Genomic DNA, 22,703 nt, shown 5'->3' with positions numbered 1-22,703 from the left:
CGGCTCAGGCGCCGGGACGGCCGGCATCCGGCTATGATCGGCGCATGACGATGACATCACAGAGCGCACCCGCGCCAGGCGACGGCACCCGAGCTGAAGGGCTCGACGTGGCGGCCGCGCTGTTCCACGGTCTGTCAGACCGGTCACGGTTGGCGATCCTGCAGCACCTGACGCTGGGGGAGCACAAGGTGCGCGACCTCACGGAGCACCTGGGGCTGGCGCAGTCCACGGTCAGTGCGCACCTGGCCTGCCTGCGAGACTGCGGCCTGGTGGTCTCGCGCCCGGAGGGCCGGGCCTCGATGTTCTCGCTGACCAGTGCTCCGGAGCTGCTGGACGTGCTGGACGCGGCGGAGCGCCTGCTCGCGACGTCGGGGTATGCGGTCGCGCTGTGCCCGAACTACGGCGCGGGGACCGCGGGGAACCCGGCCCCCGAGCAGCTGCGCCCCCACGCCGGGCAGGAGGCGGGGGCGTGAGCGGGCCGCAGACGCCGCAGCGGGAGGTGGCGGTGGACGCGTGCGGATGCGAGGCTCCCGTCGCCCCACCAGCTCGAGCAGGAGAGGTCGAGGAGCCGGCGACCCGGCTGTGGCAGGTGCGGGAGGTGCAGCTGGGTCTGGCCTCCGGTGCGCTGCTGCTGGCCGGGTTCCTCGCCGGGCTCGGGGGATGGGAGACCGTCGAGCTTGTGCTCGCCGCGGCGGCGCTGCTCGTGGGTGGCTCCACGTTCGTGCCGGGTGCGCTGCGCCGTCTGGCGCGCGGCAAGCTCGGCGTGGGTCTGCTGATGACGATCGGCGCGGTCGGGGCGACCCTGCTGGGGCAGGTCGAGGAGGCTGCTGCGCTGGCGTTCCTGTTCTCCCTGAGCGAGGGCCTGGAGGAGTACTCCCTGGCCCGCACCCGGCACGGCCTGCGGGCGCTGCTGGACCTGGTGCCCAAGGAGGCGAGCGTGCTCCGCGACGGCCGGGAGCTCGTGGTGGACCCGGCACAGCTGGTCATCGGCGACGTGATGGTGGTGCGGCCCGGGGAGCGGCTGGCGACCGACGGGACCGTGCGGACCGGTCGAAGCACCCTGGACACCTCGGCCATCACGGGTGAATCCATGCCGGTGGAGACCGGGCCGGGCAAGGACGTCTTCGCCGGGTCGATCAACGGCACCGGCGCCCTGGAGGTGGAGGTCACCTCCACCGCGCAGGACAACTCGCTGGCCCGGATCGTGCACGTCGTGGAGGCCGAGCAGTCCCGCCGCGGCGCCACCCAGCGACTGGCCGACCGGATCGCCCGCCCGCTGGTGCCGGGCATCCTGGTCGCCGCAGGCCTGACGGCCCTTCTCGGCGCGCTCCTGGGCGACCCGTCGGTGTGGGTGCACCGGGCCCTGGTGATGGTCGTCGCCGCCTCTCCCTGCGCGCTGGCGATCTCGGTGCCGGTCACCAGCGTCGCCTCGATCGGGGCCGCCAGCCGCCGCGGGATCCTGGTCAAGGGTGGCGCCGCCATGGAGACCTTGGGCAGGGTGCGCACCGTCGCCCTGGACAAGACCGGCACCCTGACCCGCAACCGGCCGGCCGTGGTCGACGTCGCCACCAGCGCCGGGACCGACCGGGAGCAGGTGCTGGCCTGGGCGGCCGCGCTGGAGGCCCGCAGCGAGCACCCGCTCGCCGCAGCGATCCTGGCCGCCGCCGACCGGGCGCCTGCCGCGCAGGACGTCGACGCGGTGGTCGGCGCCGGGCTGGTCGGGACCGTGGACGGTGCCCGGGTCCGGCTGGGCAAGCCCGACTGGGTCGACCCGGGCACCCTGTCCGGGGACGTCATCAGTATGCAGCGGGCGGGGGCGACCGCGGTCGTGGTCGAGGTCAACGGTCAACCGGTCGGCGCGATCGCCGTCCGGGACGAGCTGCGGTCCGAGGCCGCCGAGGTCATCGCCCGCTTCCGCGACCGCCGCTACACCGTGGCCATGCTCACCGGCGACAACCACGCCACCGCCGCAGCGCTGGCCGCCCAGGCCGGGATCGAGCAGGTGCACGCCGACCTGCGCCCGGAGGACAAGTCGAAGGTCGTCACCGGGCTGCGCGCCCACGGCGCGACCGCGATGGTCGGCGACGGCGTCAACGACGCACCAGCGCTGGCGACCGCGGACGTCGGCGTGGCGATGGGCGCCATGGGCACCGACGTGGCGATCGAGACCGCCGACGTGGCCCTGATGGGCGATGACCTGCGGCTGCTGCCGTTGGCGTTCGACCACGCTCGCCGCACCCGGACGATCATGCTGCAGAACGTCGTGCTGTCCCTGGTCCTGATCGCGGTCCTCATCCCGTTGGCCCTGTTCGGTGTGCTTGGCCTGGCAGCCGTGGTGCTGGTCCACGAGCTGGCCGAGGTCCTGGTCATCGCCAACGGCGTCCGCGCCGGACGCACCCGGCAGCTGCCCACCCTGACCGCCTCCCCGGCGGATCCCGCCCGTCTGGAAGGAGCGACTGCATGAGCGCCGGTCACGACCACGGCGTCGGGACCAGCCACAGGGGCCGGCTGGCGGTCGCGTTCGCGATCACCGCGACCATCCTGGTCGCCGAGGTGATCGGTGCCGTGTGGACCGGCTCCCTGGCGTTGCTGGTCGACGCGGGGCACATGCTCACCGACGCCGCCGGGCTGGCCATGGCACTGGTCGCCGCGTCGCTGGCGCTGCGCCCACCCACCCCGGCCCGGACCTGGGGGTTCCGCCGTGCAGAGGTCCTCGCCGCCGGCGCCCAGGCGACCGTGCTCCTCGGGGTCGGGATCTACGCCTTCGTCGAGGGCGTACGGCGGCTCTACGAACCGCACGAGGTCAGCTCCACCGGCCTGCTCCTCTTCGGCATCGTCGGCCTGGCCGGCAACATCGCCTCGATGCTGGTCCTCAGCACCGGTAGGGCCGCGAACCTGAACATGCGCGCCGCGTTCCTCGAGGTCGTCAACGACGCCCTCGGGTCCGTGGCCGTCATCATCAGCGCCATCGTCATCGCGACCACCGGGTGGGTCCGCATCGACGCGATCGCCGGCATGGTCATCGCCGCCCTCATCGTGCCCCGGGCGATCGCCATCCTGCGCGAGGCCGGCCACATCCTGCTGGAGTCGACCCCCAAGGGTCTGGACCTGGACGACGTCCGTGCCCACCTGCTCGCCGTCCCGCACGTTCAGGACGTGCACGACCTGCACGCCTCCACCATCGCCACCGGACTGCCCGTGCTGACCGCCCACGTCGTCCTCGACGAGGAGTGCTTCACCGACGGCCACGCCGCCGAGATGCTCGCCCAGCTCCAGGACTGCGTCGCCGCCCACTTCACCGTCAGCATCGAGCACTCCACCATCCAGCTCGAACCCCCGCACCACGCCGAACGCGAGCACGCCGCCCATGCATAGGCTGGCCCGTCCGGTCCGGACGGGCCATGGATACTTCCTGCTGGTGCTCGCGGCACGCATGCTGCTCGGTCTGCTGGGCGGTGCCGCCCTGTGGCTGGCGTTCCCGGGGAACGACGTGTGGTGGCTGGCGATCGTCGGGTGCGCTGCGCTCGCGCTGGCCACGGCCGGGGCGTCTTGGTGGGTCGGTGCGCTGTCCGGGTTGCTGTTGGGACTGGCCTGGTTCACGCCGATGTTCACCTGGGCCGGCACCTACGCCGGCGCTCCGGCCTGGCTTGCCATGAGCGTGGCCTCCGCCTTCTACCCGGCCGCCCTCGGCGTGCTGCTGACGCTGCTGCAGCGCACGGGCGCGGTCCGCCCCGTCGTCGGTGCCGCGGCGTGGGTACTGATGGAGTGGGCACGCTCGGTCACCCCGTTCGGCGGCTTTCCCTGGGCACGGCTGGGCTTCAGCCAGGCGGACTCACCGATGCTCGGCGCCGTCAGCCTCCTGGCAGTCCCGGGATTCGGCTTCCTCCTCGCCTTGACCGGTGGTCTGCTCGCCGTGGCCGTGCAGCGGTTCCTCGCACCTGGGCGCACGCACCTGGGCAGGGCCACCGGAGCGCTGGTTGCTGCCGCTGTCCTGGTGGTCGGGCCGGTGCTGGTTCCCCGCCCGACCGGGGGAGAGCCGGTGCGCGTGGCCGCGCTCCAGGGAGACATCCCCGAGGGGTACACCCGGACCCTGACCGCCGAGCCGGGGACGATGCTCAACCGGTATGCCGACCGCACCCACGAGCTAGCGGCCCGTGTCGACGCCGGCCAGGCTGCGGCTCCGGACCTGGTCGTGTGGCCCGAGGGCGCCACCGACCTGGACCCGCTGGACCCGCGGGTCGGCCAGGCGGCCAACGACCAGATCATGGCGGCAGTGGAAGCCGTCGGCGCCCCGCTGGTGCTCGGTGGCCTGTCCCGACAGGGCGGTGCCGGGCCACCCGCCAACATGGTGTTCAGCTACCTGCCCGGGCTAGGGCTCGACCAGACGTACAGCAAGATCTATCTGGCGCCCTTCGGTGAGGTCATGCCGCTGCGCCCGCTCCTGAGGCACCTCAGCCCGTGGGTGGACCGGATCGTCGACCTCAGCGCCGGCGACCGCCCCGGCGTGGTGCCGGTGCCGCTTGCCGACGGCCGGCCCGTGGACCTGGGCCTGGCCATCTGCTTCGAGCTCGTCGTGGACCGGGCAGTGCGCGACCTCGTCACCGGCGGCGCGCAGCTGCTCGTGGTCCCCACGAGCAACGCCTGGTTCGGCGAGGGAGACCAGTCCGTGCAGCATCTGGCCATCTCCCGGGTCCGGGCGGTCGAGTACGGCCGCTCCGTCGCGCACGTCAGCAACGTCGGTGTCTCCGGACTCATCACCCCGGACGGAGTCGTTCACCAACGCAGCGACCCGTACACCCAGGCGACCCTGCTGGGGCAGCTGCCGGTGCGCACCGAGCAGACCCTCGCCGTCCACACCGGCCCCTGGGTCGTACCCGCCGCCGCCCTCGTCGTCGCCGTTGGGCTCTTCTGGCAACCACGGCGACGGCTGCCTCGCCGTGGATCACCCGGGGCCCACACAGGCGCCTGATCCAAGGTGGGGGCCATCACGCCAGGGGCGGCTTATCCGTGGCGTACGGCAGAGAGTCCGACCCCGACGGCCACGCTCGCCGCGAGGAAGAGCGTGAAGAAGCGATACAGGCCCACGGCTGCTCCCCCGCCACGCACCGCGGTCGCGAAGATCACGAGGGCCGCCAGCAGCACCAGCCCCCCAACGGCGACCACCACGGGGATCCCGGGCATACCACCGACAAGAACGATGCCGCTACCGAGGTTCCACGCCATGACCTCGGACCAGACTCGCCACGACGCCAGCTCCGACCCGCCCACGAACGCCTGACCGCCAGCAAGGACGATCTGGCCGACCCCGACCACTAGCACGAGGTAGGCAGCTGCCCATGACCCCATGGGCAGCGCCAGAGGCCCTGTGACGGCAGCGAGCAACCCACCCAGCACGACCCCCACGGACCCGAGGACCAGGAAGGGTCGATAGCTGGTCCAGACCTGCCGGTCCACCACGAACTCGGCTGGCTCAGCACGGGACATGCGATACCTCTCCGAAGACTGCAACGACCCGGTCCCCGCGACTCCGCGGCCCCGGGCGACGGATGAACCACGCCTCGGCGGGGCAACCAGAACCGGGGCACCGCAGGTACAGCGGCAACCTGCAAGCACACGGTAGGTGTCAATGGCCAGTTGTAGGCGACCGGTGCTTCACCAGTTGGCCGCTGAGCCGAGTTGGACAGGCTCGCCGGTCACCGGCGTTCCGGACACCACATCTGCAGCCCGACGAGGGCCCGGGCTATCGGCACGATGCGCAAGGGCAACCGCACTGAGGGCAGGCTGCAGGGCATTTACGTGCGCCGGATCCGCGCGCTGGAGCCGACCGCCGATGAGACCGCGGGCCACGTGTTGTGGCAGGAGAAATAGCAGTCTGTCGGGAAGTCTTGCGCTCGTCCCGTTCCGGACCGGGACGGTGGTTTCGCGTCACCGTCACCCCGATCGCTGGCGGGACTCAGGTGGACCTCGTCCTCGGCAGCGTGGTCTGGGGCAGGTCGCAGCGGCTGCTACGACCCCATCCGGCTCGGGCAACTGCTCGCGAGCCGCAACGCTCTCTATCGACTCGGGATGGTGATCGAGGAAGATGCGGGGAGCGCCCCCCGCTAGCCGCCCACGAACCGATGCTGCCGACCCCCAGCCAGCCTGGTCTGCAGATCAGGGCCGAGATTCCGACAAGTTGTTGAGACAGCCGGAGTCTCACCAAGATGTCGCTGCGCAGGTCAGTGGGCTGCGCGCCCGACAGGTCGCCCGAGAACCTACAGCCAGGCTGTCGGATCCCATCTGAGATGTCGGAGTCCCACTTAACTGGCGGACGCGTGTCGGTTCGTCCCAAGTTAAGTGGCGGGAGTGTCACGCTGAGTCTCGTGACAGCGAGCAGCGAGCAATGATCAGAACCTGTGGATGGCTCTCGGCGGGGTGACGTGAAAGTGGCGTACCTCCCGAGCAAGATCTGAAGCCCATACAAGTTCTGATCAGGGTCGGCGTTGGAGCGCCGGCTCGGGAAGGTACGCCCATGCTCAAGGTAGTCCAGGAGAACACCGAGTCCAACGTCGACGCGACCGTGCACGGTGGGTCGTTGCTCGATGAGATCGTGCGTGACGGCGCCCGGCAGATGCTCGCGGCCGCGCTGCAGGCCGAGGTCGCGGCTTACGTCGAGCGGTTCGCCGGGGAGGTCGACGAGCACGGTCACCGGCTGGTGGTCCGCAACGGGTACCACGCACCCCGAGAGGTGACCACGGCCGCCGGCGCGGTCCCGGTGCGCCAACCGCGGGTCGACGACCGCCGGATCGATGAGGCCACCGGTGAGCGGAAGCGGTTCGGCTCGGCGATCCTGCCGGCGTGGGCCCGTAAGTCACCGCAGATGGCCGAGGTGCTGCCGCTGCTCTACCTGCACGGTCTGTCCTCCAGCGACTTCGGACCGGCGCTGACCCAGTTCCTCGGCACCTCGGCCGGACTGTCGGCCAAGACGATCACCCGGCTCACCGAGCAGTGGCAGGCCGAGGCCCTCGCCTTCAACCAGCGCTCCCTGGCCGGGACCGACTACGTCTACGTGTGGGTCGACGGGATCCACCTCAAGGTCCGCCTCACCCAGGACAAGGTCTGCCTGCTCGTCATGGTCGGGGTCCGCGCCGACGGCACCAAGGAACTGATCGCCCTGGACGACGGGCACCGGGAGTCCACCGAGTCCTGGGCCGACCTGCTGCGCTCGTGCAAGCGCCGGGGCATGGCCGCTCCGGTCCTGGCCGTCGGCGACGGCGCCCTAGGGTTCTGGGCCGCGCTGCGCGAAGTCTTCCCCACCACCCGCGAGCAACGGTGCTGGTTCCACCGGATCGCAAACGTGCTCAACGCCCTGCCCAAGTCCGCCCAGCCCGGCGCCAAGGCCGCGCTGGCCGAGATCTGGAACGCCGAGGACCGCGAGCACGCCGAGGCCGCCGCCAGGGCGTTCGCCGCCGACTACGGCACGAAGTGGCCCAAGGCGGCCGCGAAGATCACCGACGACCTGGACGTGCTGCTGGAGTTCTACGACTACCCGGCCGAGCACTGGGTGCATCTGCGTACGACCAACCCGATCGAGTCGACCTTCGCCACTGTCCGCCTCCGTCAGCGCGTCACCAAGGGTCCTGGCTCGCGCGCCGCGGGCATCGCGATGGCGTTCAAGCTCATCGAGTCCGCGCAACGACGCTGGCGCGCGGTCAACGCCCCGCACCTCGTGGCCCTCGTCCGCGCCGGCGCCACCTTCGAGCGCGGCAAGCTCGTCGAACGACCCGAGGAATCAGGACGCCAGCAAAACGTCGCATGACACGCCGATCCACAGGTCTTGACAATTACTCGCGAGCAGCTGCTGAGCACCGAGGTCCGGTATGTCGATGCCGACGGCCAGGACGTCGTGACGGCGCTTCGGAAGGTCGACCCCGAGAGATTGGCTCGCGCGCTTCCGGTACGGCGCACCTTGTCTCGTGCCGGACAGCGTCACTACTCGGGCTGTTCTGGTTCCCTTCCAGCTCGAACCACCCGACCACGCCCGAACGCGAGCACGCCGCCCATGCCTGAGGCAGGCCTGCCGTCCTGATTCGCTTGCAGTCACCGTGACCAGTTCAGTCAATGCTGTATTGTTCAGCGTGTGCTGACCGTTGCTTCTCGTCTCGATGTGATGAACCGGTTGGGTCGGGCGCTGGCCGATCCCACCCGGTCACGACTTCTTCTGGTGCTGCTCGAGCGGGCGGCCTACCCGGCGGAGCTGGCGAGCGACCTAGGGTTGACGCGCTCTAACGTGTCCAACCATCTCGCGTGCCTGCGGGACTGCGGCATCGTGGTCGCCGAACTCGAGGGCCGTCGGACGCGTTATGAGATCGCGGATCCACACCTTTCGCGGGCGCTGAACGCACTGGTTGAGGTCACTCTCGCAGTAGACGAGAACGCGCCGTGCCTCGATCCTGCCTGCTCTATTGACGGATGCTGCATCGCCGAGGCGCGCGCATGATCCTGTCCTCGATCCTGCAGGCGATCGGCCTGTTCATCGCGACCAACATCGACGACATCATCGTGCTCTCGCTGTTCTTCGCCCGCGGTGCGGGACAGCCCGGGACGACCGCCCGGATCGCCGTCGGCCAGTATCTGGGGTTCGCGGGCATTCTTGGCGCGGCCGTGCTCGTCACCGTGGGCGCGGATGCGTTCCTGCCCTCGGAAGTTATCCCGTACTTCGGACTCATCCCCTTGGCTCTGGGTCTATGGGCCGCCTGGCAGGCCTGGCGCGGGGACGGTGACGATGATGACGACGCCAAGGTCGCCGGCAAGAACGTCGCGGTCTGGACCGTCGCCGGGGTCACCTTCGCCAACGGCGGGGACAACATCGGCGTCTACGTGCCGGTCTTCCTCAGCGTGGGACCGGCGGCCGTGGTGGCCTACTGCATCGTGTTCCTCGTGCTTGTCGCGGCCCTCGTCATGCTGGCCAAGTTCGTAGCCACCCGCCCCCCGATCGCCGAAGTCCTCGAGCGGTGGGAGCACATCCTGTTCCCCATCGTCCTGATCGGCCTGGGCATCGCCATCCTGGTCGGTGGCGGGGCGTTCGGCCTCTGAGGATCCCGACAAGTTAGTGAGACAGCCCCTCGTCTCACCAACTTGTCGCCCCGCAGGTCAGCCAACCACTCCCCCGACAGATCACGCGAGAACCTACACCCCTCCATCACGACCTGCGGGGGAAACGGGGATGTGCGCCGGGAAATGAGTGCGGCACATCCGGGTTTCCCGGCACCTCGGTGCGCGTGATGTTCGTGTGACTTCTTCGGTCGGGCGGAGGGCAACCCAGGCCTAACCCCCGGTCGGGAGAAGGGCAACACGCCTGACGCCCGACGTGGCGACCCCGCCGCCGTGCTGCCGGGCGAGACTGACCGCATGCCTCGAGACACTGCCAGCACCGAGCCGTCGACGCCGGCAGCGCGGCCATGATCGACCTGGCCCGCGACCGGCTCGGCGACGCCGTCCCCCTGCACGTCCACGACCTCGCCCACCCGTTGCCGTTCGACGACGACTCCTTCGACGAGGTCATCGCCTCGCTCGTCCTCCACTACCTCCAGGACTGGACCACGCCCCTGGCCGAGATGACCCGGGTGCTGCGCCCGGGCGGTCGGGTCATCGTCTCGGTCAACCACCCCATGGTCCGGACGATCACCCATCCGGACGAGGACTAGTTCGCCACCCGCGAGTACTCCGACGAGTTCGAGTTCGCCGGGCGAACGGTCTCGCTCACGATGTGGCACCGCCCCTTGCAAGCCATCACGAGGGCGTTCACCGACGCCGGCTTCGAGATCGCCGCAATGGAAGAGCCGCCCCCGGCCACCGACACCCCACCTAGAGTGCCGACTGTGCCGATGACCACTGCCACCTGGGCCGGGACCACCAGCGGCCTGCTCGCCACCGTCGGCGTCTTCCAGGCCGGCCTCGCAAGCGGCCTCCCCTGGGGGCGTGCGTCCTACGGGGGCGCCCATCACGGGGTGCTCCCCGACCGCCTGCGCACCGTGAGCGCCGCGGCAGCAGTCGGGTATGCCGCGCTCGCCGCCGTCGTCGGATCTGGCGCCGGCAGCCCCACGGTGCGGCGACGCCTCCTGACGGGGATCAGCGCAGCGATGGCCCTGTCCACCGTGCCGAATGCCGCCTCCAGATCGCCCCTGGAGCGCTGGTGGGCCCCCGTGGGCGTGGCCACCTCCCTGGCCGCCTGGCGGGCCAGGCCCGAGACCGACCGGGCCTGACCAGGGCAGACTGCCGCGGGAAGCCTCGCCGGCGGTGACGATCCGCTCGGTCGTGGCGCTGGGGGCCCTGCGCGGGCGCATACTGGGGGGTGATGACAACTCGATCGAACGCTCCCCGCCGCCACCTCGCCAGCAGCCCGTTCGCCCCCCGGGTCGAGCCCGTTGTCCCGGACTTCGCCGTCGACGACCGCGTGTCCCACCAGACCTACGGGCTCGGGCGCGTCACCGGCAAGGACAACGAGTCCGTGACCGTCGACTTCGGCAACCGCACGATGCGGATCGTCACCCCCTTCCCCAAGCTCGAGCGGCTCTGACCAGCCCACCGATCACTGTCCGACTGGTGGTGTGATCACGTGAGCTGGACGAGCACGTATGAGTTCAGCGACCCGCTGCGCGACCTCCGCCCGACTCCCCACGAAGCCGCAGCACTCCATGCCGAGCTCATGCGCGAGCTCGCCCCCGGCCACGTGCTCCACGGAGTCGACCTGCACGTGCTGGCGCGCGCGATCCCCCAGGACGAGGCGGTCGTCGAGACGGGTGACGGTCGCGTCGCGCTGGTCCACCTGTCGTGGAGCGGGCGTCCTGAGACACCGCCGTGGCCGCGCACCGAACTGGTCACCTCAGCGCAGCACCTCGAGAGCGTGCTCGAGTTCAGGTACTGAACAACTCGGCCTCCGGGTCGAGCCGCTTCGCCTTGTCCTGCCCCCTGCCCCGGCGTCCAATCCGTCGTGACTCCTCTCCGCCCGTCGTGCGCGGACGACCCGGATCTGGTGCACTGGCCTCCCGTGGCATCGCCCGACCGAGGAGACCCCATGAAGCTCATCTGGGCCGCCCCGTTGGCGGCCGCTGCCGTGGCCGGACTGACCAAGCACCGGCAGGTAGGCCGGGCCAGGCCCGAGCTGCGGGTGCCCGCGGCATACACCCCGAATCCCCTCACCGACCGGGGCCTGCCCCTCATGAAGGCGGCTCTGGCCCGGTTGCCGCACACCGAGGACACCGGGCGCACGCAGGTCTCGGTGCCGTCCCCGGACGGGCCGGTCCCGGCGTTCACCTACACCCCGACCTCGGGTGAGCCCCACGGTGCACTGCTCTGGATCCACGGCGGTGGAAGGGTCCTGGGGTCGGCCGCCCAGGACCACGACCTGTGCCAGATGTTCGCCGACCACGCCGGGGTCTTCGTCCTGAGCGTCGACCACCGCCTGGCGCCGGAGCACCCCTACCCCGCGCCGCTCGACGACTGTCACGCCGCGCTCACCTGGCTCGTGGAACGTCGAGGGACCGACGGCCCGATCGTCGTCGGCGGCGCCAGCGCCGGGGGTGGCCTCGCCGCCGAGCTCGCGCAGCGCGCCCATGACGAGGGCCTGCAGGTCGACTTCCAGCTCCTCCTCTACCCGATGCTCGACGACCGCACCCTGTCTCACGGACCGCATGACCGCGGGCGCCTCGTGTGGACGCCGGGCGCGAACCGCGTCGGCTGGTCCGCCTACCTCGGTCACCCCGCCGGGCAGGACGAGCAGCGCCCGTATGCCGTCGGTGCCCGCCGCGACGACCTCACCGGGCTGCCGCCGGCGTGGATCGGCGTCGGTGACCTCGACCTGTTCTACGACGAGGACGTCGACTACGCCCGGCGGCTCGAGGCGGCCGGGGTCGCCGTCGAGCTGCACGTCGAGGAGGGGATGTACCACGGTGCGGACGCCCTCCCCGGCGCCTCCACGACCCCCGCGATGGTCGCCCTCCGGCGCCGGATGGCCGAGGCACTCGGGGTCGCGACGGCGCGCATCTCCTCGTGACTTCCACGCCGGCCGGCGTGGCCTGAGGGGCCTAGACGAAGAAGGCCGTCAGCGTGGACTCCAGGGCGGCCAGCGCATCTGCGGCGTCGAGGCCCCCGCTGATGACATGCACAGACAATCCCTCGGCCAGGGCGAACAGCGCCGTCGCTGCGAGCTCGGGGTCGCGGTCCTGGGCGAGCTCACCTGCATGCTGGGCGCTCCGCAATTGGTGTGCGAGGTAGTCGCGGAGCCGGGCGTTGTCGACCTCCAGACGTCGGGCGGCCGATGGTGTGGTCGCTGCAGACGCCATGAAGTCGAGCGCGACACGGGCGTCGGCGAGTTGTTCCTCGTCGGTGGGAACCAGGCTGGACAGGAGGGTCCAGACCAGGAGCCTCGCCCCTGGCTCGTCGCCGAGACGCTCCACGGCTTGGGTCATCCGTGACTCGAAGCGCGAGCTCGCCGCGCTCATGGCGTAGTCCACCATCGCGTCGCGACTCTCGAAATAGTGCTGGACCATCCCGGAGGTCACCCCCGCCTGCTGCGCGACCGTCCGCAGACTGACGGCCGGCAGGCCCCGCTCGGCTGCGACCGCGACCACCGCACGCGAGATCTCGTCCCGTCGTCGACCATGGTCGACCTTCTTCGGCACCACGAGCTCCCTACCCCCGACGTCGTCCGGCGATGGCGAGGCCCGCCAGCCCGCCGAGGGCGGCGCCGCACCAGAACCGGTAGCCCGAGAAGTACATGGCCGCCAGCTTCGTCGTCGAGACCTCACCCAGCTGACTGAGCAGGGTCATCATGTCCGAGCAGATCCACTCCTCGGCGATCAGGCCGTCCTCGATCCGGTAGATCTCGCTGCTCTCGTACTCGACGCGCCGGCCGGTGGCGCGGACGCCCATGAACTCACCCTGGTGCGTGCCGGACAGCGTCATCCTCACGGCGACCCGGTCACCCGCTGCCACGACGTCGTGGAGGGAGAGGCGCACGTCGGGAAACGCCGTGAGCATCGTCCGCGCGTGCCCTCTCCAGGCCGGTATCCCGCGCCGCGCCGCCGGCATGCCGGCGATGTTGATGACGAAGTTGGGCGTCATGAGAGCGGTGCACGCGTCGAGGTCGTGTCGTTGGAGGGCGGCGAAGGCCTCGCGCATCAGGAGGGCGTTGTCGGACTCAGAGGTCGTCATGGGGACCATGATGACCTTTTTGCATTGCGACTGCAATGTAAAAGGATGCCGCCGAGCAGGGTCCCCTGCGCCACGGAGCTGTTCCACAAAGTCGTTGCCCAGGGATCGACCTTCTGACACGATCCGCCGCATGGACTTCGCTGACGTGCGCGCCACCTGCTGCACGTCCGGACCATGCCATGACTGACGCGGCCGACTTCTACACCGGTTTCGTGGCTGACGCCTACGCCGCACTCAAGGCGGAGACGTTCGACGCGGACCGGTATGCCGCGTTCGTCCGCGAGCTCGGCGGGCACGCCCTCGAGGTCGGGTGCGGCGACGGGCACCCGCTGCTCGATCTCGTGCAGGCGGGTCTCGAGGTCGACGGCGTCGACTCCTCTCCCGACATGATCGAGCGAGCCACCCGGGCGGCGCGGGCTCGGGGGCTCCAGCCCGTGCTGCGCGTGTCCCGCATGGAGGACATGGACCTCGGACGTCGCTACCGGTCGATCTACCTCGCCGGTCCCACCTTCGAGCTCCTCCCCGACGACGCCTCGGCGGCCCGGGCGCTGGCGAGCTTCCGGCGCCACCTCCACCCCGAGGGGCAGGTCATGGTGCCGCTGTGGATCCCGCAGCCCACGCCGGCGTCGGCGTTCGGCCGACCCCGTCGGACGACCGACCCCTCCGGGGTGGAGCTGTCGTTCGTGGCCCTGTCGGAGGACCTCGACGACGACACCAGGACCCGGCGGACGCAGGTGCGCTACGAGCGCACGGCCCCGGGCGCCCCGACGGAGACGATCGAGCGGGAGTGGGTCATCCACTGGCAGACCCCGTCGACGATCGCCACGCTCGCGGAGGCCGCCGGGCTGTGCCTGCTCCACCTCGACCCGGCCGACATCGGGCGCGACACCGCGCTTCGGCCGGGAGCCGAGTTCACGGCATACCTCGGCCACGCGGACCGAGTCCCCGCGAGGCGTGCGTGACGCGCAGAGGCCCGGTGACCACGCACGCCGACCGGCCGAGCCTCGCTCCTCGGTAACCTGCTCAGGTGCCTCACGGAACCCATGACCACGGCGACGACCCGCGCAACGAGCAGATCCTCATCTGGGTCAACGGTGCGCTCAAACCCCGGGCCGAGGCGGTGGTCTCGGTCTTCGACTCCGGCTTCGTCCTCGGCGACGGGATCTGGGAGGGGATCCGGGTGCACGACGGCCACCCGGTCTTCTGGGAGCAGCACCTCGACCGCCTTGTCGAGGGGGCGGCCGCGATCATGCTCGACCTCGGCATGTCGCGCGAAGACCTCACAGCCGCGGTCTACGAGGTGCTGCGAGCCAACGACATGCACGACGGGGTGCACATCCGGCTCATGGTCTCCCGCGGGGTGAAGTCGACGCCCTACCAGGACCCTCGGGTCACGATCGGCCCGCCGACAGTGGTCATCATCCCCGAGCACAAGGAGCCGCTCCCGGCCACGGTGCGCGAGGGCATCACGCTGTTCACCACGCACGTGCGCCGCGCGACGCCGGACACGCTGGACCCCAAGCTCAACGCCCACAGCAAGCTCAACGACATCACGGCGTGCATCCAGGCCTACACCGCGGGAGCCGACGAGGCGCTGATGCTCGACCCGCACGGCTTCGTGGCGACCTGCAACAGCACCCACTTCTTCATCGTCAAGGGCACCGCGGAGGAGCCGGAGGTCTGGACCAGCGACGGTCGCTTCTGCCTCGCCGGGATCACCCGGGGCAACGTCCTGCGCGTCTGCCGGGACCGCGGGCTGCCCGCGCAGGAACGCACCTTCAGCCTCACCGACGTCTACAGCGCGCAGGAGGCCTTCGTCACCGGGACCTTCGCCGGGGTGGTTCCGGTGCGCTCGGTGGACGGTCGCACCATCGGGACGGGAGCCCGGGGACCGGTGGTGGAGCGGCTCCAGGGCTGGTATGCCGAGCACGTCGCCGCCGACGCCGCCCGGCGGAGCGGGTCGTGACCGTCCGGCTGGGCATGTGGTCCGGACCCCGCAACATCTCGACCGCGATGATGCGGTCCTGGGAGAACCGTCCGGACGCCGAGGTCTTCGACGAGCCGTTCTACGCGGCATACCTGCACCGCACCGGGATCGAGCACCCGGCGCGCGAGGAGGTCATCGCCTCCCAGCCGACCGACCCGGCCGAGGTGGCCCGCGGCCTGCTGGCTCCGACCGAGGCGGCCGTGTCGTACTCCAAGCTCATGACCCACCACTACCTGGACGGCGACGACCTGTCCTGGACCGAGCAGGTGCGCAGCGTGCTGCTCATCCGCGACCCGGCAGAGGTGGTCTTCTCCTACGTCCGCTCCCGCGAGACCTGCCAGCCCGAGGACATCGGCCTGCCCCAGCAGCTCACCCTCTTCGACCTGCTCGGCTCCCCGCCGGTGATCGACGCGGCCGACTTCCTGCGGGACCCCGAGGCCTACCTGCGCTGGCTGTGCGACTGGCTCGGCATCGAGTTCACCGACCACATGCTCACCTGGCCGCCCGGACCGCGTGACTCCGACGGCGTGTGGGCGCCGCACTGGTATGACGCCGTCGTCGCCTCGACCGGCTTCGCGCCCTACCGACCGCGGGAGGTGCAGCTCAGCGAGCACGACGCGGCCGTCGCGGGACCTGCCGCCCCGCCTACGAGCAGCTGCGGGAGCACGCCCTGCGGCTCTGAGCCGGCGAGGCGCCGGCCGGGGTGAGTCGAGTCGTCGCACAGGTTCGGTCGGCCACGGAGCGGACGCCATACCCTGAACGACTCACATCAGCCACGCAGGTCACACGCACACCCGACCGCCAGGACAACGGCCTGTGCGCGGGTTGTTGTGCCACGCACAGCCTGACAACCCGGCACCGTGGTGCTCGTGATGTCGCTGTGACGTCCGCGCCGCTGTCCATCCGGCCGACCGGCCCCCAGGCGCCTGCGCCAGTCACGCAAGCCGCGGGGCACCGGGATCCGCGCCGCAGCGCACCTGTGCCTCAGCGCACCTGCGTCGCCTCAAAGGCGACCTTCGGCGCGACGAAGGCCTCTTGTGCCTGCACCAGCCGCAGCTCGCGCTCGCCGGAGTCGATCGTGACCTGCAGCAGCTCGAAGACGCTGGCCGCGGTGCGCTCCAGGGCGGTCGCCGCCGAGCCCGTCTCGCGGTAGTGCGCGGTGAAGAGGGCGCTGGTGACGTCCCCGGAGCCGTTGGCCTTGATCGGCAGCCGCGGCGTCGCGACGATCCAGGCGCCGGCGTCGTCGACCGCGAGCATCTCGATGGTCTCGCCCCCGTCCGGGCCGGCCTCCCGCTCGGGTCGCAGCACGCTGGTGACGAGCACGGTGCGCGGGCCGAGGTCGCGGGCGATCTCGACCGAGGCCAGGGTCGACTCCAGGGTGTCCGGCTCGGTGTGCGTCATGAAGCCGAGCTCGAACTGGTTGGGCGTGATGATGTCGGCGTGCGGCAGCACCTTCTCCCGGATGAGCGGCGGGATCGCCGGAGCCACGAAGCACCCGGAGGTGGCGTTGCCCATGACCGGGTCGCAGGTGTACGTCGCGTCGGGGTTGGCCGCCTTGACCCGCGCCACCGCGTCCAGCACGACGTCGACGATCTCCTCCCCGCCGAGGTAGCCCGAGAGCACCCCGTCGGCCGTCCCGAGCACGCCGCGGTCCTCGATGCCAGTGACGACCGAGCGCACGTCGTCGGCGGGGATGAGCGGGCCGCCCCACGCGCCATACCCCGTGTGGTTGGAGAAGTTCACCGTCAGCACCGGCCACACCTCGTGCCCGAGGCGCTGAAGCGGGAAGACGGCAGCCGAGTTGCCGACATGGCCGTAGGCGACGTGGCTCTGGATGGAGAGGAAGCGCATGGCCCCGATGATGGCACCTCCTCAGCGCAACCTCACATCTTGCCCGGCTTCATGCACTCTGCATGCAGTCGCGGTAGCATCACCGTATGAGCACCGAGGTCTTCCAGGTCCGCGACGTCCCCGCCGAGGACGCACGCATCTTGCGCGCTCGCGCCGCCGAGCGTCGGGTCTCGCTGTCGCAGTACCTGCGCGATCTCATCCACGAGGACGCCGCCCGACCCACGATGACGGAAGCGCTCGAGCGCATCAGCCGTCGGGCGGGCGTCGATGTCGGCTCAGACACGATCCGCAACATGATCGCGGAGGGTCGCCGCTGAATGTCGGTCGTCGACGCCTCGATCGTGGTCCGACTCCTGCTCAACCGAGCGCCCGACCAGCCTCTTCGCTCCCGGGTCGCGTCCGAGCGCCGACTGCATGCGCCGGCGCTGATCGACGCCGAGGTCGCTTCTGCCGTCCGTGGACTTCTGCTCAGTTCAGCGCCGGGCACGCACATCGACCGGGCGCGCGCCGAGGCGATGATGGAGGACTTCGCCGGACTGCCGTTGGTCCGCTACGCCATGCAGCCCCTCCAGATGCGGGTGATCGAACTCCGCGACAACCTCACGGCCTACGACGCCTTCTACGTCGCCCTGGCCGAGACGCTGGACCTGCCCCTGCTCACTGATGACCGCAAGTTCGCCCGAACTCCCGGTCATCACGCCCACGTGGAGACCTGGCCACCTGCCTGAGCGAGCAGCTCCGGCGCCCGGCGTCCTCCCTCCGCCATCTCGCAGGGCCGCGCGCTCCGCGCGCTCGGCGCTTGGCCCCCGCGCTCAACCGCCCAGCCCGAGGAACTCCCGCAGCGCCGCGGCGCCCTCCACCCGGATCTCCTCCCCGCGCCGGAACGTCCCCGGGGTCAGCACGTAGGACTGCTGCTCGGCCGGCTCGCCCTCGCGCGCGATCCACCGGCGCCCGTTGGGCTGGTAGCCCACGGCGCGGCTCACCGCCATCGAGGAGGGGTTGTCGAGGTAGGCCGAGGAGGTGATCCGCTCGATCCCGAGGTGGTCGAAGGCGAGCGCGCAGACCGCCTGCCGCATCCGAGTGCCGATGCCCTGCCCGTGGAGCCGGCGGACCAGCCAGGAGCCGGTCTCCATCGTCCGGGTCACCGGCACGTCCTCCCCCTCGAGGGCCTGGATGCCGACGACCTCCCCCGCCCTCCGCACGACGAGCTGCAGCGAGGTGGACTCCGGCGACTGCCCGGCGAGGACCCGACCGGCGTAGCGCACGTAGTTGGCGGGGAGCTCCTCGCGCGGCGCCCGCGTCCAGGGGAAGAGGAAGGGCATATCGTCGGGGTCGTGGATGCCCTCGAGCACCAGCCCCACCAGCGCGGCGACGTCCCCCTCCCGCAGCACGGACAGCGTGAGGTCACCCGCCTCCACGCGAAGCCCGAACGGCGGCCAGATCTCCTCGAGGGTGAGCGACGGCATACCCCACAGTGTGCCGGGCGGACAGGGCGAGCCCAACGCGTTTTCGCCGGTATGCCGTCCGCTCAGTCGTCGATCGAGCGGATGACCCGGGCGGGGACGCCGGCGACGCTGGTGCGCGCAGGGACGTCCTTGGTGACGACCGCGCCGGCCCCCACGATCGCGCCGTCGCCGATGCTCACACCGGGCACGACGGTGACCGACGCCCCGAGCCAGACCTGTCTCCCGATCGTCACCGCCGCGGGGATCATGTCGCCCCGCCGCTCCGGGTCGGTGCCGTGGTTGAGGGTGGTGATCGTCGACCCGTGGCCGACGAGCGAGCCGTCGCCGATGGTGATGCCGCCGGTGTCCTGGAAGCGGCACCCATGTTGATGAAGACGCCCTCCCCGAGCACGAGGCCCTTGCCGAACTCGCTGTAGAACGGCGGGAAGACCGTCACCGACTCCGGCACCTCCCGTCCGGTCAGCTCGGCGAGCAGCGCCCGGACCTGCTCCGGCGGGTGGTAGGAGCCGTTGAGCTCGGCCACCACGCGCAGCGCGTCCTGGCTCGCCCCGTGCATGAAGGCGTGCGCCGGTGAGCCGCCCTCGATGAGCTCCCCGCGGCGCACGTGCTCGAAAAGTCGGTGAGCTGCATACCGGCCATCGTCGCACCACCGCGGTGCCGATGCGCCATGCTTGGCCGGTGAGCCGAGGTCAGCACCAGCCCCGCCGCGTCGAGCGACGCAACGCGGTCTTCCAGCAGTGGGAGGCGCTGCTCACCAACCGCCGCAAGCGGACGCAGTCCGGCGAGCTGCTCGTGCAGGGGGTGCGTCCGATCAGCCAGGCGGTCACCGCCGGATTCCCCGTCCGGGCGCTGCTCAGCGACGGCCGCGCCCGCCCCTCGGAGTGGGCACGCGACCTCATGCGCAGGCACCCAGGCGCGGTCGTGAAGGTCGCTCCCACGCTCCTGGCCGAGCTCGGCGAGCGGGGCGACGGTGCACCCGAGCTGCTCGCGGTCGTCGGTCTGCCTGCGGACGACGTCGACCGGCTCCCGTCCGAGCCGAGCGGCCCGATCGTGGTCTTCGACCGGCCGGCGAACCCCGGTAACATCGGCTCGCTCGCCCGCTCCGTCGACGCGCTCGGGGGCGCTGCCCTGGTGGTCACCGGGCACGCCGCCGACCCGTGGGACCCGGCCTCGGTGCGCGCCAGCACCGGATCGATCTTCGCGGTGCCGGTGCTCCGGCTGCCCTCGCACCAGCCGCTGCTGGCCTGGGTCGAGCGGCGCCGAGCGGCGGGTCTGCCGTTCACCGTCATCGGCACCGACGAGCACGGCGACGTCGAGCTCGCCGAGGTGCCTGTGGACGGCCCGACGGTCGTGGTCATCGGCAGCGAGGCGACCGGCATGAGCAGCGGCTGGCGCGAGGCCTGCGACCTGCTCACCTCGATCCCCATGACCGGCACCGCCAGCTCGCTCAACGCCGCGAGCGCTGGCTCGATCGTGCTCTACGAGCTGCAACGACGGCGTGGGTCGGGGCGCCCCGCCGCTGGGGCATGATGCCGGTATGACGTCACGCGTGCTCGCCGTGCACCGGAGCCCGGTCCACGACTTCAGCAAGGAGCCGGTCACCGAGATCGAGCTGGTCGAGGGTCACGGCGTGGCCGGTGACGCGCACGCGGGCGCCACGATCCAGCACCTGCACCGGGTCGCCAAGGACCCCACCGCGCCCAACCTGCGCCAGGTGCACCTCATCCACGCCGAGCTCCTCGACGACCTGGCCGCGCTCGGGCATACCGTCCGCCCCGGAGAGCTCGGGGAGAACATCACGACCCGTGGCATCGACCTGCTGGGCCTGCCGCGTGGCACCCTCCTCGTCCTCGGGACCGCCGAGGTGGAGATCACCGGCCTGCGCAACCCGTGCTCGCAGATCAACGACTTCCAGCCCGGCCTGCTCAAGCAGGTGCTGCGCAAGGACACCGACGGGCAGGTGCGGCGGCTCACCGGCGTCATGGGGGTCGTCACGCGCAGCGGGAGCATCAGCCCGGGCGACACCATCACGGCGACCCTCCCCGCCGCGCCACTCCTGCCGCTGACCACCGTCTGACGCCTCGGCCGCCCGGGGGCGGGAGCACGCCGCGTCATTTCAGGGGCAATGAGGCCTGACAGTGCGTATCCTGAAGACGTCTGCGGCCCAGGGGTGCGCCTCAGGTTCATCACAGAGTTCTTTTCTATCGTGGGGAAACAATGTTGACTTTTCGCCGCCTGACCAGCCTGCCGGCGTTGACCGGTGCCCTGGTGCTGGTGACGCTGCTGGTCGCAGGCCCGCTGCGCGAGGTGGACCGCTCCCTCCACGGCTTCTGGTCCGACGAGCTCACCCCCCAGTGGACCGACTTCCTCGACCAGGTGCCCAACGCCGTCGCAGGTCAGGCTGTGTGCCTGCCCGTCCTGCTGGCCGTCGCCTTCTTCCTGGCGTGCAAGCACCGCACCTGGCGCCCGATCCTCATCGCCGCCGCTGCCGAGATCGGCTTCTACGCCGTCGTCGGCGGGCTCAAGGTCGTCCTCGGACGCACCTCGCCGAAGGCCGATGACGTCTCCGGACGGTTCCTCAACGGCGGGGCCGCGGAGCACGGGTGGTACGGCATCAGTTATCCCTCGGGCCACGCCTCCGAGGCCATTCTTTTCTACGGCGCCGCGGCCTATCTCATCGCCGTCTACGCCCACCCCGACACCCGCGTCCGGGCTCGGCTCGGCTGGGCCATGGGGCTGATCGTGGTCAACTCGATCGGCGTGGCCTACTACCTCGGCTACCACTGGCCCGCCGACCTCATCGGCGGCATGCTCGTCGGCGCGGTCGTCCTGCGGGCGATCATCGACGTCGACCAGGCCGTGGTGCGGCGGCGGACGGCGGCCATGTGGCGCCGCCTGGAGTCCCTGCCGAGCAACCCGCACCCGTCGGAGGCCCCGTCCTCGTCGGCCACCCGGGTGCCCGCCCCGACGGCGACTCCGACCTCGACCGTCGCGTCGCGACCGACCACGACCCGCGCCTCGGAGTGGGAGCCGCGGGAAGGCATACCCACGCTGCATACGGCGCCCCGTCGCTCGCTGGAGCGCGACCCCGAGCTCGTCCCGTAGTCCGTTAACCTCGCCGCGTGACCGAGCACCTGCCCGCCGTCGTCGTCGGCGGTGGACAGGCCGGTCTCGCGGCGTCGTTCTACCTGCGGCGTCGCGGCATCGACCACGTCGTCCTCGACGCAGCCGAGCGCCCCGGAGGCGCGTGGCGCCAGACGTGGCCCTCGCTGCGCCTCTTCTCCCCCGCGGCATACTCCTCGCTCCCCGGCTGGCGCATGCCCGCGACGCCGGGCGCGGACAACCCGGACGCCGCGCACGTCATCGACTACCTCGCCCGCTACGAGGAGAGGTATGCCGTGCCCGTCCGACGGCCCGTGCGGGTCCGCGGCGTGACGCGCTCGGGCGAGGGCTTCGAGGTCGTCACCGGTGCCGGCACCTGGTCGGCCGGCACGGTGATCGGCGCGACCGGCAACGGGACGCGACCCTTCGTGCCGGCGGTGCCCGGCCTGAGTGACTTCGAGGGCGAGCAGAGGCACAGCTCGGGGTATGCCGGGCCCGAGGAGTTCGCGGGGCGGCGCGTGCTCGTCGTCGGCGGCGCCAACTCCGGCGCGCAGATCGCGGCCGACCTGCTCCCCGTCGCCGAGGTCACCTGGGCGACGCTGACGCCGCCGCGCTACCTCCCGGACGACGTCGACGGGCGCGAGCTCTTCCGGGTGGCGTCGGCGCGGCTGCGCGGTGAGGGAGGTGGCGTCGGGAGCCTCGGCGACATCGTCGCGGTGCCGCCGGTGCGGCGGGCGCGCGACGAGGGCGGCCTCGTCGCGACGCCGATGGTGCGGAGCATCACCCGCACGGGTGCGGTCGGCCCTGACGGCGTCGAGCGGGGGTTCGACGCGATCATCTGGTGCACCGGCTTCCGCCCCGACCTGTCCTGGCTCTCGGGGCTCGACCTGCCGCGCCGCGACGGGCGGGTCGTCACCGACGGCACCCCGGTGGTCCCGGGGGTGCCGGGGCTGTTCCTGCTCGGGTACGGCGACTGGTGCGGCCCGGCCTCCGCGACGCTCATCGGCGTGGGGCAGTGGGCGCGGCTCGTGGCCGACCGGGTGGCGGCGGCTCTCGAGCCCGCCTGACCCGCCTTCTGGTCCCAGCCTTCTGGTGCGGCGGGG

At 71.3% G+C, this 22,703-nt stretch carries 27 protein-coding genes and 1 pseudogene; 21 read left to right on the top strand and 7 right to left on the bottom strand.

Features of this window, described 5'->3' with window-relative positions; translation table 11 throughout:
* Nucleotides 1–44: 44 nt before the first annotated feature.
* From FA582_RS01725 to lnt, 4 genes are read left to right on the top strand one after another with little or no spacing between them, the layout of a single operon-like run.
* Nucleotides 45–473, top strand: a complete 429-nt coding sequence (locus tag FA582_RS01725; protein WP_010148050.1) for an ArsR/SmtB family transcription factor — start codon at nucleotides 45–47, stop codon at nucleotides 471–473.
* Nucleotides 470–2,464: a heavy metal translocating P-type ATPase gene (locus FA582_RS01720; protein WP_010148051.1), complete on the top strand. Its 1,995-nt coding sequence runs from the start codon at nucleotides 470–472 to the stop codon at nucleotides 2,462–2,464. Before FA582_RS01725 ends, FA582_RS01720 begins: the two co-directional genes overlap by 4 nt.
* Nucleotides 2,461–3,375 (top strand): cation diffusion facilitator family transporter, encoded by a 915-nt coding sequence (locus tag FA582_RS01715; RefSeq protein WP_006593157.1) that lies wholly within the window; start codon nucleotides 2,461–2,463, stop codon nucleotides 3,373–3,375. The genes FA582_RS01720 and FA582_RS01715 overlap by 4 nt, the downstream gene beginning before the upstream one ends.
* Nucleotides 3,368–4,969: an apolipoprotein N-acyltransferase gene (gene lnt / locus FA582_RS01710; RefSeq protein WP_029541165.1), complete on the top strand. Its 1,602-nt coding sequence runs from the start codon at nucleotides 3,368–3,370 to the stop codon at nucleotides 4,967–4,969. Before FA582_RS01715 ends, lnt begins: the two co-directional genes overlap by 8 nt.
* 32 nt (nucleotides 4,970–5,001) lie before the next feature.
* On the opposite strand, the gene FA582_RS01705 is transcribed toward lnt, so the two are convergent.
* Nucleotides 5,002–5,484, bottom strand: a complete 483-nt coding sequence (locus tag FA582_RS01705) for a hypothetical protein (protein WP_006593155.1) — start codon at nucleotides 5,482–5,484, stop codon at nucleotides 5,002–5,004.
* Between the two features lie 1,027 nt (nucleotides 5,485–6,511).
* On the opposite strand from FA582_RS01705, the gene FA582_RS01700 reads away from it, so the two are divergent.
* From FA582_RS01700 to FA582_RS01670, 8 genes and pseudogenes are all read left to right on the top strand, one after another.
* Nucleotides 6,512–7,798, top strand: a complete 1,287-nt coding sequence (locus tag FA582_RS01700) for an IS256 family transposase (RefSeq protein ID WP_147899694.1) — start codon at nucleotides 6,512–6,514, stop codon at nucleotides 7,796–7,798.
* Between the two features lie 321 nt (nucleotides 7,799–8,119).
* A complete protein-coding gene (gene cmtR, locus FA582_RS01695) occupies nucleotides 8,120–8,479 on the top strand; it encodes a Cd(II)/Pb(II)-sensing metalloregulatory transcriptional regulator CmtR (protein WP_040563313.1) in 360 nt (119 codons plus the stop codon).
* Complete coding sequence (locus FA582_RS01690) at nucleotides 8,476–9,075, top strand: cadmium resistance transporter (RefSeq protein ID WP_147899719.1); 600 nt, start codon at nucleotides 8,476–8,478, stop codon at nucleotides 9,073–9,075. The genes cmtR and FA582_RS01690 overlap by 4 nt, the downstream gene beginning before the upstream one ends.
* Before the next feature lie 350 nt (nucleotides 9,076–9,425).
* Nucleotides 9,426–9,686, top strand: a pseudogene (locus FA582_RS16920) (class I SAM-dependent methyltransferase); the annotation flags it as partial.
* A gap of 180 nt (nucleotides 9,687–9,866) precedes the next feature.
* Nucleotides 9,867–10,244 carry a hypothetical protein gene (locus FA582_RS16915; protein ID WP_169316074.1) on the top strand — a complete coding sequence of 126 codons (378 nt, stop codon included), beginning with the start codon at nucleotides 9,867–9,869 and terminating at the stop codon, nucleotides 10,242–10,244.
* A gap of 92 nt (nucleotides 10,245–10,336) precedes the next feature.
* Nucleotides 10,337–10,558, top strand: a complete 222-nt coding sequence (locus FA582_RS01680; RefSeq protein WP_029541901.1) for a hypothetical protein — start codon at nucleotides 10,337–10,339, stop codon at nucleotides 10,556–10,558.
* A 39-nt stretch (nucleotides 10,559–10,597) separates the two neighbouring features.
* Nucleotides 10,598–10,906, top strand: a complete 309-nt coding sequence (locus FA582_RS01675) for a hypothetical protein (protein ID WP_010149275.1) — start codon at nucleotides 10,598–10,600, stop codon at nucleotides 10,904–10,906.
* Between the two features lie 150 nt (nucleotides 10,907–11,056).
* Entirely contained in the window at nucleotides 11,057–12,034 is a 978-nt protein-coding gene (locus tag FA582_RS01670; RefSeq protein WP_010149276.1) for an alpha/beta hydrolase, read from the top strand.
* 31 nt (nucleotides 12,035–12,065) lie between these two features.
* Here the strand turns inward: FA582_RS01670 and FA582_RS01665 are convergent, their stop codons facing one another.
* Together FA582_RS01665 and FA582_RS01660 are read right to left on the bottom strand one after the other, a co-directional pair.
* A complete protein-coding gene (locus FA582_RS01665; RefSeq protein WP_029541909.1) occupies nucleotides 12,066–12,662 on the bottom strand; it encodes a TetR/AcrR family transcriptional regulator in 597 nt (198 codons plus the stop codon).
* Nucleotides 12,663–12,672: 10 nt separating this feature from the next.
* Nucleotides 12,673–13,194, bottom strand: a complete 522-nt coding sequence (locus tag FA582_RS01660) for an ester cyclase (protein ID WP_010149278.1) — start codon at nucleotides 13,192–13,194, stop codon at nucleotides 12,673–12,675.
* Between the two features lie 179 nt (nucleotides 13,195–13,373).
* Between FA582_RS01660 and FA582_RS01655 the strand changes: the two genes are divergently transcribed.
* The 3 genes from FA582_RS01655 (at nucleotide 13,374) to FA582_RS01645 (ending at nucleotide 15,888) form a co-directional block, all read left to right on the top strand.
* Nucleotides 13,374–14,156 (top strand): class I SAM-dependent methyltransferase, encoded by a 783-nt coding sequence (locus FA582_RS01655; RefSeq protein WP_010149279.1) that lies wholly within the window; start codon nucleotides 13,374–13,376, stop codon nucleotides 14,154–14,156.
* A gap of 65 nt (nucleotides 14,157–14,221) precedes the next feature.
* Nucleotides 14,222–15,160, top strand: a complete 939-nt coding sequence (locus FA582_RS01650; RefSeq protein WP_010149281.1) for an aminotransferase class IV — start codon at nucleotides 14,222–14,224, stop codon at nucleotides 15,158–15,160.
* Complete coding sequence (locus tag FA582_RS01645) at nucleotides 15,157–15,888, top strand: sulfotransferase-like domain-containing protein (RefSeq protein WP_010149283.1); 732 nt, start codon at nucleotides 15,157–15,159, stop codon at nucleotides 15,886–15,888. Before FA582_RS01650 ends, FA582_RS01645 begins: the two co-directional genes overlap by 4 nt.
* 277 nt (nucleotides 15,889–16,165) lie before the next feature.
* Here the strand turns inward: FA582_RS01645 and pdxY are convergent, their stop codons facing one another.
* On the bottom strand, nucleotides 16,166–17,032 hold the full coding sequence (gene pdxY / locus FA582_RS01640; RefSeq protein WP_010149284.1) for a pyridoxal kinase PdxY: 867 nt from the start codon (nucleotides 17,030–17,032) through the stop codon (nucleotides 16,166–16,168).
* A gap of 86 nt (nucleotides 17,033–17,118) precedes the next feature.
* Here pdxY and FA582_RS01635 point away from each other — a divergent pair, with 86 nt between their 5' ends.
* Together FA582_RS01635 and FA582_RS01630 are read left to right on the top strand one after the other, a co-directional pair.
* The gene (locus tag FA582_RS01635) at nucleotides 17,119–17,349 is read left to right on the top strand and encodes a hypothetical protein (RefSeq protein ID WP_010149285.1); all 231 of its coding nucleotides are present in this window, start codon (nucleotides 17,119–17,121) and stop codon (nucleotides 17,347–17,349) included.
* The gene (locus tag FA582_RS01630; RefSeq protein ID WP_010149286.1) at nucleotides 17,350–17,760 is read left to right on the top strand and encodes a type II toxin-antitoxin system VapC family toxin; all 411 of its coding nucleotides are present in this window, start codon (nucleotides 17,350–17,352) and stop codon (nucleotides 17,758–17,760) included.
* A gap of 84 nt (nucleotides 17,761–17,844) precedes the next feature.
* Here FA582_RS01630 and FA582_RS01625 read toward each other — a convergent pair whose 3' ends face one another.
* The 3 genes from FA582_RS01625 to FA582_RS16905 all read right to left on the bottom strand — a co-directional run bounded on the left by FA582_RS01625 (nucleotide 17,845) and on the right by FA582_RS16905 (nucleotide 19,102).
* A complete protein-coding gene (locus FA582_RS01625; RefSeq protein WP_010149287.1) occupies nucleotides 17,845–18,498 on the bottom strand; it encodes a GNAT family N-acetyltransferase in 654 nt (217 codons plus the stop codon).
* Nucleotides 18,499–18,560: 62 nt separating this feature from the next.
* A complete protein-coding gene (locus tag FA582_RS17470; protein ID WP_337459792.1) occupies nucleotides 18,561–18,731 on the bottom strand; it encodes a DapH/DapD/GlmU-related protein in 171 nt (56 codons plus the stop codon).
* 11 nt (nucleotides 18,732–18,742) lie between these two features.
* Nucleotides 18,743–19,102: an LbetaH domain-containing protein gene (locus tag FA582_RS16905; protein WP_237707594.1), complete on the bottom strand. Its 360-nt coding sequence runs from the start codon at nucleotides 19,100–19,102 to the stop codon at nucleotides 18,743–18,745.
* Nucleotides 19,103–19,176: 74 nt separating this feature from the next.
* On the opposite strand from FA582_RS16905, the gene FA582_RS01615 reads away from it, so the two are divergent.
* The 4 genes from FA582_RS01615 to FA582_RS01600 all read left to right on the top strand — a co-directional run bounded on the left by FA582_RS01615 (nucleotide 19,177) and on the right by FA582_RS01600 (nucleotide 22,667).
* Nucleotides 19,177–20,028, top strand: a complete 852-nt coding sequence (locus FA582_RS01615; protein WP_010149288.1) for a TrmH family RNA methyltransferase — start codon at nucleotides 19,177–19,179, stop codon at nucleotides 20,026–20,028.
* Between the two features lie 7 nt (nucleotides 20,029–20,035).
* The gene (locus FA582_RS01610; protein ID WP_010149289.1) at nucleotides 20,036–20,575 is read left to right on the top strand and encodes an MOSC domain-containing protein; all 540 of its coding nucleotides are present in this window, start codon (nucleotides 20,036–20,038) and stop codon (nucleotides 20,573–20,575) included.
* 140 nt (nucleotides 20,576–20,715) lie between these two features.
* Nucleotides 20,716–21,603 carry a phosphatase PAP2 family protein gene (locus FA582_RS01605; protein ID WP_081480646.1) on the top strand — a complete coding sequence of 296 codons (888 nt, stop codon included), beginning with the start codon at nucleotides 20,716–20,718 and terminating at the stop codon, nucleotides 21,601–21,603.
* A gap of 17 nt (nucleotides 21,604–21,620) precedes the next feature.
* Nucleotides 21,621–22,667, top strand: coding sequence for an ArsO family NAD(P)H-dependent flavin-containing monooxygenase (locus tag FA582_RS01600; protein ID WP_010149292.1), 1,047 nt, complete (start codon nucleotides 21,621–21,623; stop codon nucleotides 22,665–22,667).
* Nucleotides 22,668–22,703 lie beyond the last annotated feature (36 nt).

This window comes from Serinicoccus profundi (assembly GCF_008001015.1).
Lineage (GTDB): Bacteria > Actinomycetota > Actinomycetes > Actinomycetales > Dermatophilaceae > Ornithinicoccus > Ornithinicoccus profundi.
Note: the sequence above shows the minus strand (reverse complement) of the source record. Positions and strands in the feature narration are given on the sequence as shown.

What these genes read in the sequence shown, in the direction of transcription:
- FA582_RS01725 (WP_010148050.1), top strand. Translation starts at nt 45, where the DNA reads ATGACGATGACATCACAGAGCGCACCCGCGCCAGGCGACGGCACCCGA.
- FA582_RS01715 (WP_006593157.1), top strand. Translation starts at nt 2,461, where the DNA reads ATGAGCGCCGGTCACGACCACGGCGTCGGGACCAGCCACAGGGGCCGG.
- lnt (WP_029541165.1), top strand. Translation starts at nt 3,368, where the DNA reads ATGCATAGGCTGGCCCGTCCGGTCCGGACGGGCCATGGATACTTCCTG.
- FA582_RS01705 (WP_006593155.1), bottom strand. Translation starts at nt 5,484, where the DNA reads ATGTCCCGTGCTGAGCCAGCCGAGTTCGTGGTGGACCGGCAGGTCTGG.
- FA582_RS01700 (WP_147899694.1), top strand. Translation starts at nt 6,512, where the DNA reads ATGCTCAAGGTAGTCCAGGAGAACACCGAGTCCAACGTCGACGCGACC.
- FA582_RS01690 (WP_147899719.1), top strand. Translation starts at nt 8,476, where the DNA reads ATGATCCTGTCCTCGATCCTGCAGGCGATCGGCCTGTTCATCGCGACC.
- FA582_RS16915 (WP_169316074.1), top strand. Translation starts at nt 9,867, where the DNA reads ATGACCACTGCCACCTGGGCCGGGACCACCAGCGGCCTGCTCGCCACC.
- FA582_RS01680 (WP_029541901.1), top strand. Translation starts at nt 10,337, where the DNA reads ATGACAACTCGATCGAACGCTCCCCGCCGCCACCTCGCCAGCAGCCCG.
- FA582_RS01670 (WP_010149276.1), top strand. Translation starts at nt 11,057, where the DNA reads ATGAAGCTCATCTGGGCCGCCCCGTTGGCGGCCGCTGCCGTGGCCGGA.
- FA582_RS01660 (WP_010149278.1), bottom strand. Translation starts at nt 13,194, where the DNA reads ATGACGACCTCTGAGTCCGACAACGCCCTCCTGATGCGCGAGGCCTTC.
- FA582_RS01655 (WP_010149279.1), top strand. Translation starts at nt 13,374, where the DNA reads ATGACTGACGCGGCCGACTTCTACACCGGTTTCGTGGCTGACGCCTAC.
- pdxY (WP_010149284.1), bottom strand. Translation starts at nt 17,032, where the DNA reads ATGCGCTTCCTCTCCATCCAGAGCCACGTCGCCTACGGCCATGTCGGC.
- FA582_RS01635 (WP_010149285.1), top strand. Translation starts at nt 17,119, where the DNA reads ATGAGCACCGAGGTCTTCCAGGTCCGCGACGTCCCCGCCGAGGACGCA.
- FA582_RS01630 (WP_010149286.1), top strand. Translation starts at nt 17,350, where the DNA reads ATGTCGGTCGTCGACGCCTCGATCGTGGTCCGACTCCTGCTCAACCGA.
- FA582_RS01625 (WP_010149287.1), bottom strand. Translation starts at nt 18,498, where the DNA reads ATGCCGTCGCTCACCCTCGAGGAGATCTGGCCGCCGTTCGGGCTTCGC.
- FA582_RS01610 (WP_010149289.1), top strand. Translation starts at nt 20,036, where the DNA reads ATGACGTCACGCGTGCTCGCCGTGCACCGGAGCCCGGTCCACGACTTC.
- FA582_RS01605 (WP_081480646.1), top strand. Translation starts at nt 20,716, where the DNA reads ATGTTGACTTTTCGCCGCCTGACCAGCCTGCCGGCGTTGACCGGTGCC.